The organism is Stenotrophomonas sp. MMGLT7, assembly GCF_021168555.1.
Classification (GTDB): Bacteria; Pseudomonadota; Gammaproteobacteria; order Xanthomonadales; family Xanthomonadaceae; genus MMGLT7.
Genome location: NZ_JAJOZS010000013.1, coordinates 19949 through 37418 on the forward strand (window position 1 = coordinate 19949; position 17470 = coordinate 37418).

The window sequence follows — 17470 nt, forward strand, 5'->3', positions numbered from 1 at the left end:
CATGGCAGAAACCTCCATCCATCCCAGCGCCCACGTCGACCCGTCCGCCCAGCTCGGCGAAGGGGTCAGCATCGGTGCCTTCACGCTGGTCGGGGCCGACGTCCAGATCGGCGACGGCACCCGCATCGGCGCGCACTGCACCATCGACGGTCCCACCCGCATCGGCCGCGACAACCGCTTCGTCGGCCATTGCGCGATCGGCGGCGACCCGCAGGACAAGAAGTACGCCGGCGAGCGCACCGAGCTGGTGATCGGCGACCGCAACGTGTTCCGCGAGTTCATCACCGTCAACCGCGGTACCGGCGGCGGCGGCGGCATCACCCGCATCGGCGACGACAACTGGCTGCTGGCCTACACCCACGTGGCCCACGACTGCGTCGTCGGCAACAACTGCGTGTTCTCCAACAACACCACCCTGGCCGGCCACGTGCACGTGGGCGACTGGGTGATCATCAGCGGCTTCTCCGGCGCGCACCAGTTCTGCCGCATCGGCGCGCACGCCTTCCTCGGCATGGGCGCGCTGACCAATGGCGACGTGCCGCCGTTCACCATGGTCGGCAGCGATTCGCTCGGCCGCCCGCGCGGCATCAACAGCGAAGGGCTCAAGCGCCGCGGCTTCGACGCCGAGCGCATCGCCGCGATCAAGCGCGCCTACCGCACCCTGTACGTGGCCGGCCTGCCGCTGGCCGAGGCCAAGCAGCAACTGGCCGAACAGGCGCGCAGCAGCGAGGACGTGAAGGAAATGCTGGAGTTCATCGACCACGCCGGGCGGCCGCTGTTGCGATGATGGCGGAGATTCGGGATTCGGGATTCGGGATTGGGGAGGAGGCCGGGTTCCCCGCTGTGGCCGCTCTTGCCAATCCCCAATCCCCAATCCCCAATCCCGGCGCATCCGCGCCGCGCTTCGTCCTGGTCGCCGGCGAGTCCTCCGGCGATGCCCTCGGCGCCGGCCTGATCCAGGCCCTGCGCAAGCTCTTTCCCGGCGCGCAGTTCGCCGGCATCGGCGGCGACGCCATGCGCAATGCCGGCTGCCAGACCTGGTTCGACGCCAGCGAGCTGGCGGTGATGGGCCTGGCCGAGGTGCTGCGGCACCTGCCGCGGCTGCTCAGGCTGCGCCGCGAGTTCCGCGAGCGCGCGCTGTCGTGGCGGCCGGATGCCTTCATCGGCATCGACGCGCCCGACTTCAACCTGGGCGTGGAACGCTGGCTCAAGCAGCGCGGCGTGCGCACCGTGCACTACGTCAGCCCGTCGGTATGGGCCTGGCGCGAGAAACGTGCCGAGAGGATCGGCGCCAGCGCCGACCTGGTGCTGTGCCTGTTCCCGATGGAACCGCCGATCTACGCGCGCCACGGCGTGGATGCGCGCTTCGTCGGCCACCCGATGGCCGACGACATCCCCTGCCGCAACGACCGCGACGCCGCGCGCGAACGGCTCGGGCTGCCGGCCGCGGCCAGGGTGCTGGCGGTACTGCCGGGAAGCCGGCTGGGCGAGATCGGCCGGCTGGGCGAAACCTTCTTCGAGGCCGCCTGGCTGCTGTCCGAGCAGCTGCCCGACCTGCACGTGGTGGTGCCGGCGGCCAATCCCGCCTGCCGCCAGCTGCTGTCCGAGCAGCTGTCGCGCTCGGCGCTGCCGGTGCTGCGCGCGCACCTGCTCGACGGCCAGGCCCGCACCGCGATGCAGGCCGCCGACGCGGTGCTGCTGGCCTCGGGCACCGCCACGCTGGAGGCGATGCTGGTCAAGCGCCCGATGGTGGTCAGCTACAAGGTGGCGCCGCTGACCTACCGCATCGTCAAGGCACTGGGCCTGATCAAGGTGGACCGCTACGCGCTGCCGAACATCCTCGCCGGCGAGGACCTGGCGCCGGAACTGATACAGCACGACTGCACGCCGGAACGGCTCGCCGCCGCGCTGCTGCACTGGTTCCGCCATCCCGAGGCGGTGGCGGCGCTGCAGCCGCAGTACCTTCGCATCCACGGCGAGCTGCGCCGCGACGCCTCGGCACGCGCGGCCGAGGCGGTGGCCGGGCTGCTGGCGCAGCCCCGCGATGACCAGCCATTGGGCTGTGAAAAGCCGGGATTGGGGATTGGGGATTCGACAGGAACCAAGGCATGAAACGCACATCGCCTTCCTGCGTTGCCCCCGGTATTGCTGCAGTTCCCCCGCCGCAGGAAACGCTTTTCCCCGAATCCCGAATCCCCAATCCCGGCTTTTCACAGCCCAATGGCTGGTCATCTCCGCTCATCGCCGGCGTCGACGAGGCCGGCTGCGGCCCGCTGGCCGGGCCGGTGGCCGTCGCCGCGGTGGTGTTCGACCCGGCACGGCCGCGCATCAACGGCCTGGACGACTCCAAGGTGCTCAGCGCCGAACGACGCGAGGTGCTGTACCAGCGCATCGTCGAACGCGCCCTGGCCTGGAAGGTGGTGCTGATCGAGGCCGACGAGATCGACCGCATCAACATCTACCAGGCACGGATGCTGGGCATGCGCCTGGCGGTGCAGGGCGTGGCGCACGTGGCGCGGCTGGCGCGCATCGACGGCAACCGCATCCCCAAGGGCCTGCCGTGCCCGGCCGAGGCGCTGGTCGGCGGCGACGGCCGCGACCGCGCGATCATGGCCGCCTCGATCGTCGCCAAGGTCACCCGCGACCGCATCATGCGCCAGTTGCACGAGCACTGGCCGCACTACGGCTTCGACGTCCACAAGGGTTATGCGACGCCGGCCCACCTGGCCGCGCTGACGGCGCACGGTCCGTGCCCGCAGCACCGCCGCAGCTTCGCCCCGGTGCGCGCCTGCCTGCCCGCCAGGCCCCAGGACGTGCTGCAGCAAGCGCTGTAGGAGCGACTTCAGTCGCGATGTGGCTTTACCGGTAGAGCCCCATCGCGACTGAAGTCGCTCCTACAGGTCTCCCAAGGTCGCTCCCGCAACCGCTCCTGCGGAAACCCGTGCCGGCGCCGGGATCGGCCCGCATCCGGCACTGTCAAGCCTTGTGGCCCCCCCCCCCCCCCCGGCTACCCTGAGCGGGCATCATCGCCGGTCCCGCATGTCCACTTCCCGCTTCGTCCATCTCCACGTCCACACCGAGTTCTCGCTGGCGGACTCGACCATCCGCGTGCCCGAGAAACCGGATTACGCCAATCCGGCCAAGGCCAAGCAGGCCAACCTGCTCAGCCGCGCGGTGGAGCTGGACCTGCCGGCGCTCGCGGTCACCGACCTGAACAACATGTTCGCGCTGGTGAAGTTCTACAAGGCGGCCGAATCGGTGGGCATCAAGCCGATCGCCGGCGCCGACCTGCTGGTGGCCGAGGGCGATGCGGCGCCATGGCGGCTGACCGTGCTGTGCCGCAACCGCGAGGGCTACCTGAGCCTGTCGCGGCTGCTCACCCGCGCCTGGCTCGAGGGCCATCGCAACGAGGGCGGCGTGGCGGTACAGGCCGAGTGGCTGCGTGCCGGCAGCGGCGACCTGTTCGCGCTGGCCGGGCGCGAGAGCCTGGCCGGGCGGCTGTTCGCCGAGGGCCGCCACGACCTGGCCGAGCAGCAGCTGGCCGACTGGCAGAAGGTGTTCGGCGACGGCCTGCACCTGGAGCTGACCCGCACCGGCCGCGACGGCGAGGAGCCGTTCAACCGCTTCGCCCTGCATGCCGCCGGCAGCCGCGGCCTGCCGGTGATCGCCAGCAACGACGTGCGCTTCCTGGCGCCGGAGGGCTTCGACGCCCACGAGGCGCGCGTGTGCATCGCCTCCGGGCGCGTGCTGGACGATCCAAGGCGCCCGCGCGAGTACAGCCGCGAGCAGTACCTGAAGTCGCAGCAGGACATGATCGAGCTGTTCGCCGACGTGCCCGACGCGATCGACAACACCCTGGCGCTGGCGCAGCGCTGCAACATCGAGATGCGGCTGGGCACCTACTTCCTGCCCGCCTACCCGGTGCCCGACGACGAGACCCTGGACAGCTGGATCACCCACCAGGCCCGCGAGGGCCTGGAGGAACGCCTGCAGGCCAACCCGCTGGCGCCGGGCAAGAGCCGCCAGGACTACGTCGACCGGCTCGAGTTCGAGCTGTCCACGATCATCAAGATGGGCTTCCCCGGCTACTTCCTGATCGTCTCGGACTTCATCAAGTGGGGCAAGGGCCAGGGCATCCCGATCGGCCCGGGCCGCGGTTCCGGCGCCGGCTCGCTGGTGGCCTGGGCGCTGAAGATCACCGACCTGGACCCGCTGCCGTACAACCTGCTGTTCGAGCGCTTCCTCAACCCCGAACGCGTGTCGATGCCCGACTTCGACATCGACTTCTGCATGGACCGGCGCGACGAGGTGATCGACTACGTCGCGCGCAAGTACGGCCGCGACCGCGTCAGCCAGATCATCACCTACGGCACCATGGCGGCCAAGGCGGTGGTGCGCGACTGCGGCCGCGTGCTCGGCTTCCCCTACGGCTTCGTCGACGGCGTGGCCAAGCTGATCCCCAACATCCTCGGGATCTCGCTCAAGGACGCGCTGGGCAAGGGCAAGGAAGGCGCCGGCTCGGAGATGGCCTCGGCCGAGCTGATCCAGCGCTACGGCAGCGAGGACGACGTCCGCGACCTGATCGACCTGGCGCTGCAGTTGGAGGACCTGACCCGCAACGCCGGCAAGCACGCCGGCGGCGTGGTGATCGCGCCCGAGCCGCTGTCCGAGTTCTGCCCGCTGTTCGCCGAACACGACGAGGGCGCGCTGGGCAGAAACCCGGTCACCCAGTTCGACAAGAACGACGTCGAGGAAGTGGGCCTGGTCAAGTTCGACTTCCTCGGCCTGCGCACGCTGACGATCATCGACTGGGCGGTCAAGGCGATCAACGTGCGCCACGCCCGCGCCGGCGTGCCGCCGGTGGACATCGCCGCGATCCCGCTCGACGACGTGGAGACCTACCGCGACATCTTCGCCGCCGCCAACACCGGCGCGGTGTTCCAGTTCGAATCCTCGGGCATGCGGCGCATGCTCAAGGACGCCCGCCCCGACCGCTTCGAGGACCTGATCGCGCTGGTGTCGCTGTACCGGCCCGGGCCGATGGACCTGATCCCGGACTTCATCGAGCGCAAGCACGGCCGCCAGGAGGTGATCTACCCCGACCCGCGCGTGGAACCGATCCTGAAGGACACCTACGGCATCATGGTGTACCAGGAGCAGGTCATGCAGATGGCGCAGATCGTCGGCGGCTACTCGCTGGGCGGCGCCGACCTGCTGCGCCGCGCGATGGGCAAGAAGGTGCCGGCCGAGATGGCCAAGCACCGCGAGATCTTCCGCACCGGCGCGGCCGAGGGCGGCGTCGGCCAGGCCAAGGCCGACGAGATCTTCGACCTGATGGAGAAGTTCGCCGGCTACGGCTTCAACAAGTCGCACGCCGCCGCCTACGCCCTGGTCAGCTACCAGACCGCCTGGCTCAAGCGCCACTACCCGGCCGAGTTCATGGCGGCCACGCTGTCCTCGGACATGGACAACACCGACAAGGTGGTGGGCTTCCTCGACGAGGTGCGCAACCTCGGCCTGACCGTGCTGCCGCCGCGGGTCAACGACTCGGCCTACATGTTCGAGGCCGCGACCCCGGACACCATCCAGTACGGCCTGGGCGCGATCAAGGGCGTCGGCCGCGGTGCCTGCGAGGCGATCGTTGCCGAGCGCGAAGGCAACGGCCGCTACACCACGCTGCTGGACTTCTGCACCCGCACCGGCCCGGCGCGGCTCAACCGCCGTACCCTGGAGGCGCTGGTCAACGCCGGTGCGCTCGATGGCCTGGGCAGCAACCGCGCCACCTTGATGCTGCAGCTGCCGGAGGTGATCAAGGCCACCGAGCAGATGGCGCGCGAGCGCGAGGCCGGGCAGAACTCGCTGTTCGGCGGCGGCGGCGACGTCCCGGCGATCCAGGTCGAGCTGCCGGAGAGCAAGGAGATGGCGCTGGGCCAGCTGCTGGCCGGCGAGCGCGAGACGCTGGGCTTCTACCTCAGCGGCCACCCGTTCGATCCCTATGCCGCCGAGGTGAAGGACCTGGTCGGCTGCGACCTGGGGGCGCTGGACAAGATCTGGGCGGCGCAGCCGTCCGGCGAGAAGCGCGGCTGGCGCCCGGAGGTGCAGGCGGTGCTGGCCGGGCTGGTGGTCGGCGTGCGCCGCAAGGGCGACAGCCAGGTATTCGTACAGCTGGAGGACGGCAAGGGCCGGCTGGAGTGCAGCGCGTTCTCCGACGCGATGGCCGAGTTCGGCCAACTGCTGGTGCGCGACCGCATCCTGATCGTCAAGGGCGGCCTGCGCGAGGACGAGTTCAACGGCGGCTACAGCCTGCGCATCCGCCAGTGCTGGGACTACGAGCAGGTCTGCGCCGAGCATGCGCGGCGGCTGTCGCTGCGGCTGGACCTGCGCCAGCGCCAGGCCTGGCAGCGGGTCGAGGCGCTGCTGGCGCGCCACCGCCCCGGCAAGACGCCGCTGCGGGTGGACCTGCTGCTGCCCTCGCCCAAGGGCCCGGTGGCCGGCATGCTCGACCTCAACGGCGCGCACTCGGTCCGCATCGACCCGCAACTGATCGAGCACCTGCGCGCGGACCCGGCCGTGCGCACGGTCAAGGTCAAGTACAGCCCGCCCTGGGCGCACTGACCCATTCCCCGTCTTCCGTACTTCGCAATCTCCTCCGTACTTCGCAATCCTAAGGAAACTTCGATGAAACGACTCCTGGCCCTGCTGTTGGCGGCCGTCGCCCTGGCCGGCTGCAGCAACGACGACGCCGCACAGGAATTCCTGGTCGACAATCCCGGCGCCACGCCGTTGACGCTGAACATCGACGGCAAGGACATCGCCGTGGCCGCCAATGCCGCCACCCCGGTCGAGCTTTCCCCGGGCGAGCACCGCCTGCGCAGCGACCGGCTCGGCGAGGTGCGCTTCATCGTCTACGCGCGCGGCAAGGGCGGGCTGATCAACCCGACGCTCTCCGACTACGTGATCGCCAGCGAGGTCTACGTGACCGACGAGAGCAAGCTGAAGAACTTCGGCCCGGCACACCGTCGCATCGACCTGGACGGGGTGCAGATCGAGGGCCCGTTCGAGCAGACCCACGCGCTGTTCATCGACAAGAGCTGGACCTTCGGCGTGCGCGAGCCGTTCCCCGAAGTGCAGACGGTGGCGCACGTCGATTCCAGCGGCGGCCGCATCAACACCAAGATATTCACCGCGGCCGACTTCATCGCCTACGTCGAGCAGAACAGCGGCGAGCCCGGCGCCTATGCCCGGCAGAAGCCGGGCGGCTATGTCCAGCCCGCGCATGCGCTGGAGACCGCCCCGGCGCAGCTGCCGCCGCTGCATCCGCACTACGAGGCCCACGCCGCGGCGATGCGCGACACCTACGCGCGCTACCTCAAGGCCACCAGCGCCAAGCAGCAGTTGGCCCTGCAGAAGGAAGCCATGCAGGCGCAGATCGACTTCACCAATGCCACCGTGATGCTCGCCCACAAGCTGCCGACCGAAGCCAACGAGGCGTACAACGACTTCGTCCACACCCGCGGGCGGTTGATGGGCAGTTCGGTGCTGGTGGTGCCGTAGCCGCGGCCGCCGCGCGGCGGCCTCCGGACCGGTCCGTACGGGCTCCCGAGCGGCCATCGGCTACACTTTCCCCCTTCGTTTCACGACGGCTTCCCATGAATCCGAACTACCTCGATTTCGAACAGCCCATCGCCGACCTGGAGGCCAAGATCCAGGAGCTGCGCAGTGCCAGCACCGGGCCGGCGGTGAACGTCGAATCGGAGGTGCACGCGCTGCAGGACAAGCTGCGCAAGCGCACCGCACAGATCTTCCGCGACCTCTCGCCGTGGCAGATCTCGCAGCTGGCGCGGCATCCGGCCCGGCCCTACACGCTGGACTACATCCGCGTGTTCTGCGACGAGTTCCAGGAACTGGCCGGCGACCGCGCCTATGCCGACGACAAGGCCATCGTCGGCGGCCTGGCGCGCATCGCCGGGCGGCCGCTGGTGATCATCGGCCACCAGAAGGGCCGCGACACCAAGAGCAAGGTCGCGCGCAACTTCGGCATGCCGCGCCCGGAGGGCTACCGCAAGGCGCTGCGGCTGATGAAGCTGGCCGAGCGCTTCCGCCTGCCGCTGCTGACCTTCATCGACACCCCCGGCGCCTATCCCGGCGTCGGCGCCGAGGAGCGCGGCCAGTCCGAGGCCATCGCCCGCAACCTGATGGAGATGGCCGAGCTGAAGATCCCGGTGATCTGCACGGTGATCGGCGAAGGCGGTTCCGGCGGCGCGCTGGCGATCGGCGTCGGCGACCGCACGCTGATGCTCGAGTACGGCACCTATTCGGTGATCTCGCCGGAAGGCTGCGCCTCGATCCTGTGGAAGGATGCCGGCAAGGCCCGCGATGCCGCCGAGCAGCTGGGGCTGACCGCCAAGCGCCTGAAGGGCCTGGGCCTGGTGGACAAGGTGGTGCGCGAGCCGATCGGCGGCGCCCACCGCAATCCGACGCAGATGGCCAAGCGCCTGAAGAGCGTGCTGCTCAACGAGCTCGACGCACTGGCGCAGGTCCCGCTGGAGGAACTGCTGCAGAAGCGCTACGAGCGCCTGCGCGGTTATGGTGCCTACGAGGCCGCCTGAGGCGGCAGCCGGAAGGGATCGCTACACGCAAAGGCCGGCGGCAACGCCGGCCTTTTACTTGCGCGCTCCGGCACCGGATCGCCGCTGCTGCGGCCATCGTGCTTGTCGTGGCTCATCATGCAAGTGCGCCGCTCGCCGCAGCGAACGCGGCCATGACCACGGCGTCGCGCCGTCGTCCAGGCAACGCATTCAACGGCCATCGGCCTCGGTCTCTTCCTCCGGCATCGCGATCTCGAGAAACCGGTTCAGTACCGGCGTTTCCCTCTGTTCGTTCCACACCAGCCAGCAATCCGAATAGGCATTGGGCTCGGCCAGTGGACGCATCACGGTCCAGGGCCGCGCATACATCGCCACGTCGCGGGGGACGATGCCGTAGCCGAGGCCCGCGGCGACCAGCCCGAGGATGCTGCCGATCTCCGTCACCCGCCACTTGACCTGGATCTTGCACCCAGCCGCGGCCGCCAGTTGCGTGACCACGCGCCCGATGCCGACGTCGTCCAGGTCCGGGAATCCGATCATCGGTTCCGTTGCCAGGCTTTCGATCGGGACCTTCTCCCAGTTGGCCAGCGGGTGGTCGCTCGGCAGGATCACCACCAGCTCCTGCCGGGAATGGAACCGGTGCCGCAGCGGCATCTCCATGTGGACGGGCGCACGCACCAGCGCCACGTCCAGCTCGCCCGACTCCAGGCCGGCAAGCTGCGTTGCGATGCTGCCTTCGCGCAGGAAGAACTCCACGTCCGGGAATGCCTCGCGCATGGCCTTGAGCTGTGCCGGGAAAGTGCGCGAGAACATCGCCGTACCGACATAGCCGAGCGCGATACGCCCGACCTCGCCTTTCGCCGTACGCCGGACCGCGTCGATCGCGCCATGGTGCAGTGCCAGCAAACGCTGCGCTTCGATGCGACACGCCTGCCCTGCTTCGGTCAGGTCGATGCCGCGGTTGCGGCGATGGAAAAGTTTGACGCCCAGCGCCTGTTCCAGGGCACCGATCTGCTGGCTCAAGGCCGGTTGCGCGACGCCCAGGCGCTCGGCCGCGCGTGCCATGTGCTGCGTATCACACACCGCGAGGAAAACCTGCAGGCGGCGGAGAGAAACGGAGGTTAGTAGATCTTTCATAATTTCAATATTATCAATAAATGTTAATTGATTATTTGATTCTAATCATTGTTCGCAGATACGGGTGGGGGAGATTATCCGTTCCGGCAAGTAGGCCAGCGAAAAATCCCTAATCGCGGAGACTCAAAAATGAGCAGCAAAAACGTCAACGCTACCCCGATCACCGACCTGCGCTCGGCGATCGAACTCCTCAAGCAGCACGAAGGCGAGTACATCGAGACCAACGAGCAGGTCGACCCGGAGGCCGAGCTGTCCGGTGTCTACCGCTACGTCGGCGCCGGTGGCACCTGTCGCCGTCCGACCCAGATCGGCGGGCCGGTGATGATGTTCAACAAGGTGAAGGGCTACCCGGATTTCCGCGTGGTCATCGGCATGCTCGGCTCGCGCAAGCGCGTCGGCCTGCTGCTCGGCGCCGACCCGGACAAGCTGGGCTTCCTGCTCAAGGATTCGGTGCAGAACGTGATCGCCCCGGTCACCGTCGGCGCCGACAAGGCCCTGCAGGACGTGGTGCACCTGGCCTCCGACGCGGACTTCGACCTGCGCACCCTGCTGCCCGCGCCCACCAACACCCCCGAGGACGCCGGCCCGTTCATCACCATGGGCCTGTGCTACGCCTCCGATCCGGAGACCGGCGAGTCCGACGTCACCATCCACCGCCTGTGCGTGCAGAGCAAGGACGAGCTGTCGATGTGGCTGACCCCCGGCCGGCACATCGACGCCTTCCGCCAGAAGGCCGAAGCCGCCGGCAAGCCGCTGCCGATCTCGATCAGCATCGGCGTCGACCCGGCCATCTACGTCGCCGCCTGCTTCGAGCCGCCGACCACGCCGCTGGGCTTCGACGAACTGGGCATCGCCGGCGCCCTGCGCGGCCACGCGGTCGAACTGGCGCCGTGCCTGACCATCCCGGAGCGGGCGATCGCCCATGCCGAGGTGGTGATCGAGGGCGAGCTGCTGCCGACGGTGCGCGTGCGCGAGGACCAGAACACCGACACCGGCAAGGCCATGCCCGAGTTCCCCGGCTATACCGGCGATGCCAAGCCGGCGCTGCCGATCATCAAGGTCAAGGCCGTGCGCTACCGCACCAACCCGATCCTGCAGACCACCGTCGGCCCGGGCCAGGAGCACGTCAACATGGCCGGCATCCCGACCGAGGCCAGCATCCTGGACATGGTCGGCCGGGCGATGCCGGGCAAGCTGCAGAACGTGTTCGCGCACTCTTCCGGCGGCGGCAAGCTGCTGGCGGTGATGCAGTTCAAGAAGTCCGCGCCGGTCGACGAGGGACGCCAGCGCCAGGCCGCGCTGCTGGCCTTCTCCGCGTTCCCCGAGCTCAAGCACGTGATCCTGGTGGACGAGGACGTGGACCTGTTCGACACCGACGATGTGCTGTGGGCGATGCAGACCCGCTTCCAGGGCGACGTCAGCACGGTGCTCATCCCGGGCGTGCGCTGCCATCCGCTCGATCCGTCGCAGACGCCGGAGTTCAGCCCGAGCATCCGCGAGGTCGGCCAGTCGTGCAAGACGATCTTCGACTGCACCGTGCCGTTCAAGCTGAAGAGCCACTTCGAGCGCTCGAACTTCATGGAAGTGGACGTCAGCCGCTTCGTCCCCGGCTTCAACAAGACGTAACCGGAGCAAGGCCATGCAGAAGCCCAGAGTCATCATCGGCATCAGCGGTGCCACCGGCTTCCAGTATGGCGTCAAGGCACTCCAGCTCCTCCGGGAGCTGGGTGCCGAGACCCATCTGGTGATGTCCAACGCCGCCGGACTCACCCGCGAACACGAGACCACGATGTCGCGCGACGACGTGATCGCGCTGGCGGACGTGTTCTATCCCACCGGCGCGGTCGGCGCGGCGATCTCCAGCGGTTCGTTCCGGACCGTCGGCATGCTGGTGGCGCCGTGCTCGATGCACACCCTGGCGGCGATCGCCAGCGGCGTCACCGACAACCTGCTCACCCGCGCCGCCGACGTGGTGCTGAAGGAACGGCGCCGGCTGGTGCTGATGACCCGCGAAACGCCGCTGCACCTGGGCCACATCCGCAACATGGCCACCGTCACCGAATACGGGGCAATCGTGTTCCCGCCGGTACCGGCGCTGTATGCCGGCCCGCAATCGATCGACCAGATCGTCACCCACAGCGCCGCCCGGGCCATCGGCCTGCTCGGCTTCGAATCCACAACGTTGCCGCGGTGGGGCGAGACCCTCACCGCAATCACTGCAGAAGGGGAAACATCATGCTAGTCGGACCCTATGTAAACGGCGCGGCCACCCTGGTCGGCGCCATCGCCGGCGCCGCCCTGGCCAACAAGCTGCCCGAGCGCCTTCGCACCTCCCTGGCTCCATTCTTCGGCATACCGTCGATGGTCATGGCGGTGGTGATGATCATGAAGCTCTCGCACCTGCAGGTCGTCGTGCTCTCGGGCATCGTCGGCCTGATCATCGGCGAGCTGATCTACCTGGAGAAAGGCATCGGCAAGGCTGCCGCCAGCACCCGCGGCGTGATCGACCGGCTGCTGCCCGTGCCCAAGGGCGAGCTCACCCAGGAGCAGTTCCTGGAGAAGTTCGTCGCCATCACCGTGCTGTTCTGCGCCAGCGGCACCGGCATCTTCGGTGCGATGCACGAAGGCATGACCGGCGACTCGTCGATCCTGGTCACCAAGTCGATCCTCGACTTCTTCACCTCGATGATCTTCGCCACCGCGCTGGGTTACTCCGTTGCCACGATCGCGATCCCGCAGGTCGCCATCCAGCTCGCCCTGGCCTTCAGCGCAGTGCTGATCGTGCCGCTGACCACGCCGATCATGCAGGCCGACTTCTCGGCGGTGGGCGGGTTGCTGATGCTCGCGACCGGTTTCCGGATCTGCGGCATCAAGGCCTTCCCGGTCGCCAACCTGATCCCGGCGCTGGTGATCGCGATGCCGCTGTCGGCGCTATGGACCCGGTACATCGGATGACGCCGGACCGCCACACGAGGAGCACTGCGATGTCGAGCCTGCCCGAACCGATCCGCGCCTTCCTGGCCGATCATCATGTCCTGTCGCTGGCCATGCACGCCAACGGCACGACATGGGCCGCCAGCGCCTTCTTCGCCCACGACGAGCAGGCACGGCGCTTCCTGTTCCTCACCGCCACCGAGACCCTGCATGGCCAGATGCTGCTGGCCAATGCAGACGTCGCCGGCACCGTTGCCGGCCAGCCGCTGCTCATCTCCGAGGTCTGCGGGCTGCAGTTCCGCGGATCGGTCCGGGTCCTGGAGGACCCGGACGAGCAGCGGGCGGCGCTGGACCTGTACTACGCGCGCTTCCCCCAGGCCCGGGGCATGTCCGCCCCGATCTGGGAGATCCGGCTGGCGCAGCTGAAGCTGACCGACAACCGCAAGGGCTTCGGCAACAAGCTGCTGTGGGACAACCCCGAGGGCGGGTGAGCCCCGCGTCGCATCTCGTCATCACCCCGGCGCGGACAGACAGGCGCCTCACATACACCAGACGAGCCAGCAAATTTCTGTCTTCTGCCCGCGCCGGGGCCGTTACGCCCTCGACGCGATGACGAAACGAGACGAAGACGAGGCAACACCATGAACGCATACATCCATGGCCTCCCACGGCACGCGGTCCTGCCATGGCTGGTGGCGACCGCGCTGGCCGCCCACCCATCGCTGGGCACGGCCGCCGAAGCCGGCGCACAGACCGACCTGTACACCGGCAAGACCCTGACCGGCGACTGGGGCGGCACGCGCAGCGAACTCCACGACAAGGGCATCGAGTTCCGCGGCGGCGTGATCTACGAAGGCTTCAACGTCAACAGCGGCGGCATCGAGCATGGCTATCGCGGCGCCACCCAGGCGCAGGTCGGCGTCGACTTCGACCTGGGCAAGCTGACCAGCTTCTGGGGCGATGCCCGCGTCCACGTGACCATCGACGACCGCCATGGCGGCGACCCGTCGACCGAACTGGTCGGCAACAGCTACATGCCGGTGTCCTGGAGCTACGGCACCAGCAGGACCCACTGGGCCGAGGTCTCCTACGACCAGAACTTCCTCGACGGCAAGGTCAACTGGCGCATCGGCTTCTACTCCATCGGCAACTTCTTCGCCTCCCCGGGCATCGCCACCAACTTCGTCAACGGCGGCCTGACCGGCCACCCGATGACGCTGTCGACCAATTCCGGCTGGGGCAACTTCCCGAACTCGCGCTGGAACACCCACGTCACCGTGCAGGCCACCCCGGAGCTGGCGCTGCGCGCCGGCCTGGTGATCGACAACAGCAAGTACTCGCTCAAGGAGAACAGCTGGAGGCTGCACGTGGGCGGCTCGCCCGGCCATACCTACCCGGTCGAGCTGCAGTGGACCCCGGGCAGCGCCAGCCACAGCCACTACCCGGGCGACTACAAGGTGGGCTACTACTACGGCAGCGCCCCGGCCGCGATGGTCGGCGACCGCAGCGGCCGCACCGCCAACCACCGCGACGGCGCCTACGTGATGGCCAGCCAGAAGCTGACCAACAATGCCGTCGACGGCGGCCTCAGCGTATTCGCCCACTACACCCGGCAGTCGCAGACGACCTCGGCGATCCACACCTGGAGTTCGGCCGGACTGGTCTACCGGGGCCTGTTCCAGGCGCGTCCGAACGACGGCGTCGCCCTGGCCTACGTGCGCGCCTCGCTCAACCGGCACATCGTCAACCAGCAGCTCGAACGGCAGGCGCTGGGCCTGATCGTGGATCCGGACTGGCAGCTCCTGCAGGCACAGGAGCTTTGGGAAGCCTCCTACTCGTTCGAGGTCAGCCCGTGGCTGACCCTGCGCCCGGACGTGCAGTACCTGGTCAACCCCGGCACCTTCAGCAACAAGGCCATCGACAACGCCCTGGCCATCGGCTTCCAGGTCCGGGTGAAGTTCTGACGCCGGGCCCTGGGGCCGCCCCGAGCAACAGCAGGAGCGACCGTAGGAGCGACTTCAGTCGCGACCGGGCTCTACCGATAGAGCCCGGTCGCTCCTGCGGAAGATCGCGAACGGCCTCAGAACGGCTTGAACAGCACCAGCCAGATCACCGCGACCAGCGCCAGCACCGGGATCTCGTTGAACAGCCGCAGCGCGCGCGAGGAAGGCAGCGCACGCCCCTTGTCCACGCCCTTCAGCCAGCGCCCGGCGATCACGTAGTGGACCAGGATCAGCACCACCAGCGCCAGCTTGCCGTGCATCCAGTGGGTGCCGGGACCGACCATGGTCGGGAAGTCCGGCAGGAAGCGATAGCCCAGCCACAGCACCGCGCCCAGTATCAGCCCCAGCCCCAGCATGATGTGGCCGAAGCGGTACAGCCGCTGCCCCATCAGCACCAGCCGCGCCTGCACCTCGGCCTGCCCCTGCGCCTCGGCGATGTTGACCAGGATCCGCGGCAGGTAGAACACGGCCGCCATCCAGGCGATGACGAAAAGCAGGTGGAACGTCTTGACCCACAGGTACAGGTTCATGTGCTGGCACCACTCGGCTCGCGTAGGATGGCGCGCATTTTCGCCGATACGGCCACGCAAGCCCATGCCCATGACCGACAAGCAGTACGACCGCGAGTATTTCCAGCACTGGTATCGCGAGGCAAGGCTGCACGATCGCGCGCGCCTGCGGCGCAAGGTCGCGCTGGCGGTCGCGGCAGCCGAGCACTACCTCGAGCGCCCGATCCGCAGCGTGCTCGACATCGGCTGCGGCGAAGGCGCCTGGCGCGCGCCGCTGCTGCAGCTGCGGCCGCGGCTGCGGTACCTGGGCTTCGACGGCAGCGACTACGCGGTGCGCCGCTACGGCCGCAGCCGCAACCTGCACCCGGCCCGTTTCGGCGACTTCGCCTGGCTGCGGCCGTGCGCGCCGGCCGACCTGCTGGTGTGCTCGGACGTCATCCACTACCTGCCCACGCGCGAGCTGCGCCAGGGCCTGCCCGGGCTGGCCGAGCTGTGCGGCGGGGTGGCGTTCCTGGAGACCTTCTGCGCCGAGGACGAGTTCGAGGGCGACCACGCCGGATTCCAGCCGCGCAAGGCCGCCTGGTACCGGCGCGAACTGGCCGCGCAAGGCTTCACCGCACTGGGCTCGCACTGCTGGCTGTCGCCGGCGCTGGCCGGCCAGGCATCGGCACTGGAGCGGGGCTGATGCCTGCGGGCGCCGGCCCCTGCCCCATTAAGGTGCAAATGCGCCAACACGGTTATGCTGCGCGGCAGCACAGACGTTGCGAAGGACGGCCCCGATGCTTTATCAACTGCACGAGCTGACCCGGACGCTGATGGCGCCCTGGGTCCACCAGGCACAGGCCACGGCGAAGATCTTCGCCGACCCCAACAGCTGGTGGTCGAACCTGCCCGGTGCCGAGCGCGTGGCCGCCAGCAACGAGCTGCTGCATCGGCTGGGCAAGGACTACGAGAAGCCGGCCTGGGCCCTGAACGACGTCGAGGTCGACGGCCACCCGCTGCCGGTGATCGAGCAGGAGGCGATGGCCAAGCCGTTCTGCCGGCTGCTGCGCTTCAAGCGCTTCAGCGACGACGCCGAGGTGGTGGCCGCGCTCAAGCGGCAGCCGGCGGTGCTGGTGGTCGCGCCGCTGTCGGGCCACCACGCCACGCTGCTGCGCGACACCGTGCGCACGCTGCTGCGCGACCACAAGGTCTATGTCACCGACTGGATCGATGCGCGCATGGTGCCGGCCAGCGAGGGCGATTTCGGCCTGGACGACTACGTCGCCTACGTGCAGGAGTTCATCCGCCATATCGCCCAGCGCCAGCCGCAGCTGCACGTGATCAGCGTGTGCCAGCCGACCGTGCCGGTGCTGGCGGCGGTATCGCTGATGGCCGACAACGGCGAGGCCACGCCGGATTCCCTGGTGATGATGGGTGGGCCGATCGATGCCCGCCGCAGCCCCACCGCGGTCAACAACCTGGCCACGCGCAATCCGCTGTCGTGGTTCGAGAACAACGTCATCCACAGCGTGCCGCAGCCGTATCCCGGCCATGGCCGGCAGGTGTACCCGGGCTTCCTGCAGCATGCCGGCTTCCTGTCGATGAATCCCAGCAGGCACGTGATGTCGCACTGGGACTTCTATTCCAACCTGGTCAAGGGCGACCTCGAGGACGCGCAGTCGCACCGCGCGTTCTACGACGAGTACAACGCGGTGCTGGACATGCCGGCGCGCTATTACCTGGACACGATCAAGGTGGTGTTCCAGGACTTCCTGCTGCCGCGCGGCAAGTGGAAGGTCGGCGGCGAACTGGTCAGGCCGGCGGCGATCCGCAACACCGCGCTGCTCAGCATCGAGGGCGAGCTGGACGACATCGCCGGCCTCGGCCAGACCGAGGCCGTGCATGCGCTGTGCACCGGCATTCCCGCCGGGCGGCATCGCCATATCGTCGCCGAGGGCGCCGGCCACTACGGCATCTTCAGCGGCCGCCGCTGGCGCGACGTGATCTACCCGCAGGTGCGCGACTTCATCGCCGCCCATGCCGGCAACCGCCAGGCAGAGCCGGCGACGAGCGCCAAGGTCACCCCGATCCGCAGGCGCCGCGGCGGCAGCGCCGGCTGATCGCGGGATTCCCCATTCCCCACCTGTCGCATCCTCGCCGGGGCTCGATCCGTCGAAACCACTCTTCCTTGGTGTCGCGGGGAGCCACGGCGATCGGTGGCAGTGGGCACGATTGCGGCGAAAGCGCAGCCCCCTGCAGAAGCGATGTAGGAGCGACTTCAGTCGCGATGGGGCTTCACCGGTAGAGCCCCATCGCG

The 17470-nt window shown here is 68.6% G+C and carries 15 protein-coding genes; 13 read left to right on the top strand and 2 right to left on the bottom strand.

What is annotated here, in order from left to right:
- Window position 1: 1 nt before the first annotated feature.
- The 6 genes from lpxA to LRX76_RS14660 all read left to right on the top strand — a co-directional run bounded on the left by lpxA (window position 2) and on the right by LRX76_RS14660 (window position 8609).
- Window positions 2-787, top strand: a complete 786-nt coding sequence (gene lpxA / locus LRX76_RS14635; RefSeq protein WP_231806366.1) for an acyl-ACP--UDP-N-acetylglucosamine O-acyltransferase — start codon at window positions 2-4, stop codon at window positions 785-787.
- Window positions 784-2112 carry a lipid-A-disaccharide synthase gene (gene lpxB, locus LRX76_RS14640; RefSeq protein WP_231806367.1) on the top strand — a complete coding sequence of 443 codons (1329 nt, stop codon included), beginning with the start codon at window positions 784-786 and terminating at the stop codon, window positions 2110-2112. Before lpxA ends, lpxB begins: the two co-directional genes overlap by 4 nt.
- Window positions 2109-2834 carry a ribonuclease HII gene (locus LRX76_RS14645; RefSeq protein ID WP_231806368.1) on the top strand — a complete coding sequence of 242 codons (726 nt, stop codon included), beginning with the start codon at window positions 2109-2111 and terminating at the stop codon, window positions 2832-2834. Before lpxB ends, LRX76_RS14645 begins: the two co-directional genes overlap by 4 nt.
- A 205-nt stretch (window positions 2835-3039) precedes the next feature.
- Complete coding sequence (dnaE, locus tag LRX76_RS14650; protein ID WP_231806369.1) at window positions 3040-6615, top strand: DNA polymerase III subunit alpha; 3576 nt, start codon at window positions 3040-3042, stop codon at window positions 6613-6615.
- A gap of 63 nt (window positions 6616-6678) precedes the next feature.
- Window positions 6679-7554 (top strand): hypothetical protein, encoded by an 876-nt coding sequence (locus tag LRX76_RS14655; RefSeq protein ID WP_231806370.1) that lies wholly within the window; start codon window positions 6679-6681, stop codon window positions 7552-7554.
- A gap of 95 nt (window positions 7555-7649) precedes the next feature.
- On the top strand, window positions 7650-8609 hold the full coding sequence (locus tag LRX76_RS14660; protein ID WP_231806371.1) for an acetyl-CoA carboxylase carboxyltransferase subunit alpha: 960 nt from the start codon (window positions 7650-7652) through the stop codon (window positions 8607-8609).
- 189 nt (window positions 8610-8798) lie between these two features.
- Here LRX76_RS14660 and LRX76_RS14665 read toward each other — a convergent pair whose 3' ends face one another.
- The gene (locus tag LRX76_RS14665; protein ID WP_231806372.1) at window positions 8799-9725 is read right to left on the bottom strand and encodes a LysR substrate-binding domain-containing protein; all 927 of its coding nucleotides are present in this window, start codon (window positions 9723-9725) and stop codon (window positions 8799-8801) included.
- 129 nt (window positions 9726-9854) lie between these two features.
- Between LRX76_RS14665 and LRX76_RS14670 the strand changes: the two genes are divergently transcribed.
- The 5 genes from LRX76_RS14670 to LRX76_RS14690 all read left to right on the top strand — a co-directional run bounded on the left by LRX76_RS14670 (window position 9855) and on the right by LRX76_RS14690 (window position 14623).
- On the top strand, window positions 9855-11351 hold the full coding sequence (locus LRX76_RS14670) for a UbiD family decarboxylase (protein ID WP_231806373.1): 1497 nt from the start codon (window positions 9855-9857) through the stop codon (window positions 11349-11351).
- A 13-nt stretch (window positions 11352-11364) separates the two neighbouring features.
- A complete protein-coding gene (locus LRX76_RS14675) occupies window positions 11365-11967 on the top strand; it encodes a UbiX family flavin prenyltransferase (protein ID WP_231806374.1) in 603 nt (200 codons plus the stop codon).
- Entirely contained in the window at window positions 11961-12680 is a 720-nt protein-coding gene (locus tag LRX76_RS14680; protein WP_231806375.1) for a DUF554 domain-containing protein, read from the top strand. Before LRX76_RS14675 ends, LRX76_RS14680 begins: the two co-directional genes overlap by 7 nt.
- Window positions 12681-12709: 29 nt before the next feature.
- Window positions 12710-13150, top strand: a complete 441-nt coding sequence (locus LRX76_RS14685) for a pyridoxamine 5'-phosphate oxidase family protein (protein WP_231806376.1) — start codon at window positions 12710-12712, stop codon at window positions 13148-13150.
- 150 nt (window positions 13151-13300) lie between these two features.
- On the top strand, window positions 13301-14623 hold the full coding sequence (locus LRX76_RS14690) for a carbohydrate porin (RefSeq protein ID WP_231806377.1): 1323 nt from the start codon (window positions 13301-13303) through the stop codon (window positions 14621-14623).
- A gap of 116 nt (window positions 14624-14739) precedes the next feature.
- Here LRX76_RS14690 and LRX76_RS14695 read toward each other — a convergent pair whose 3' ends face one another.
- Entirely contained in the window at window positions 14740-15192 is a 453-nt protein-coding gene (locus LRX76_RS14695) for a CopD family protein (RefSeq protein WP_231806378.1), read from the bottom strand.
- Window positions 15193-15256: 64 nt separating this feature from the next.
- Here LRX76_RS14695 and LRX76_RS14700 point away from each other — a divergent pair, with 64 nt between their 5' ends.
- Together LRX76_RS14700 and phaZ are read left to right on the top strand one after the other, a co-directional pair.
- Window positions 15257-15856: a class I SAM-dependent methyltransferase gene (locus LRX76_RS14700; RefSeq protein WP_231806379.1), complete on the top strand. Its 600-nt coding sequence runs from the start codon at window positions 15257-15259 to the stop codon at window positions 15854-15856.
- Window positions 15857-15950: 94 nt separating this feature from the next.
- Window positions 15951-17273: a polyhydroxyalkanoate depolymerase gene (gene phaZ / locus LRX76_RS14705; protein WP_231806380.1), complete on the top strand. Its 1323-nt coding sequence runs from the start codon at window positions 15951-15953 to the stop codon at window positions 17271-17273.
- Window positions 17274-17470 lie beyond the last annotated feature (197 nt).

Bases quoted from the DNA above. Each gene is read 5' to 3' on its own strand.
- lpxA (WP_231806366.1), top strand. From the start codon at position 2: ATGGCAGAAACCTCCATCCATCCCAGCGCCCACGTCGACCCGTCCGCC.
- lpxB (WP_231806367.1), top strand. From the start codon at position 784: ATGATGGCGGAGATTCGGGATTCGGGATTCGGGATTGGGGAGGAGGCC.
- LRX76_RS14645 (WP_231806368.1), top strand. From the start codon at position 2,109: ATGAAACGCACATCGCCTTCCTGCGTTGCCCCCGGTATTGCTGCAGTT.
- dnaE (WP_231806369.1), top strand. From the start codon at position 3,040: ATGTCCACTTCCCGCTTCGTCCATCTCCACGTCCACACCGAGTTCTCG.
- LRX76_RS14655 (WP_231806370.1), top strand. From the start codon at position 6,679: ATGAAACGACTCCTGGCCCTGCTGTTGGCGGCCGTCGCCCTGGCCGGC.
- LRX76_RS14660 (WP_231806371.1), top strand. From the start codon at position 7,650: ATGAATCCGAACTACCTCGATTTCGAACAGCCCATCGCCGACCTGGAG.
- LRX76_RS14665 (WP_231806372.1), bottom strand. From the start codon at position 9,725: ATGAAAGATCTACTAACCTCCGTTTCTCTCCGCCGCCTGCAGGTTTTC.
- LRX76_RS14670 (WP_231806373.1), top strand. From the start codon at position 9,855: ATGAGCAGCAAAAACGTCAACGCTACCCCGATCACCGACCTGCGCTCG.
- LRX76_RS14675 (WP_231806374.1), top strand. From the start codon at position 11,365: ATGCAGAAGCCCAGAGTCATCATCGGCATCAGCGGTGCCACCGGCTTC.
- LRX76_RS14680 (WP_231806375.1), top strand. From the start codon at position 11,961: ATGCTAGTCGGACCCTATGTAAACGGCGCGGCCACCCTGGTCGGCGCC.
- LRX76_RS14685 (WP_231806376.1), top strand. From the start codon at position 12,710: ATGTCGAGCCTGCCCGAACCGATCCGCGCCTTCCTGGCCGATCATCAT.
- LRX76_RS14690 (WP_231806377.1), top strand. From the start codon at position 13,301: ATGAACGCATACATCCATGGCCTCCCACGGCACGCGGTCCTGCCATGG.
- LRX76_RS14695 (WP_231806378.1), bottom strand. From the start codon at position 15,192: ATGAACCTGTACCTGTGGGTCAAGACGTTCCACCTGCTTTTCGTCATC.
- LRX76_RS14700 (WP_231806379.1), top strand. From the start codon at position 15,257: ATGCCCATGACCGACAAGCAGTACGACCGCGAGTATTTCCAGCACTGG.
- phaZ (WP_231806380.1), top strand. From the start codon at position 15,951: ATGCTTTATCAACTGCACGAGCTGACCCGGACGCTGATGGCGCCCTGG.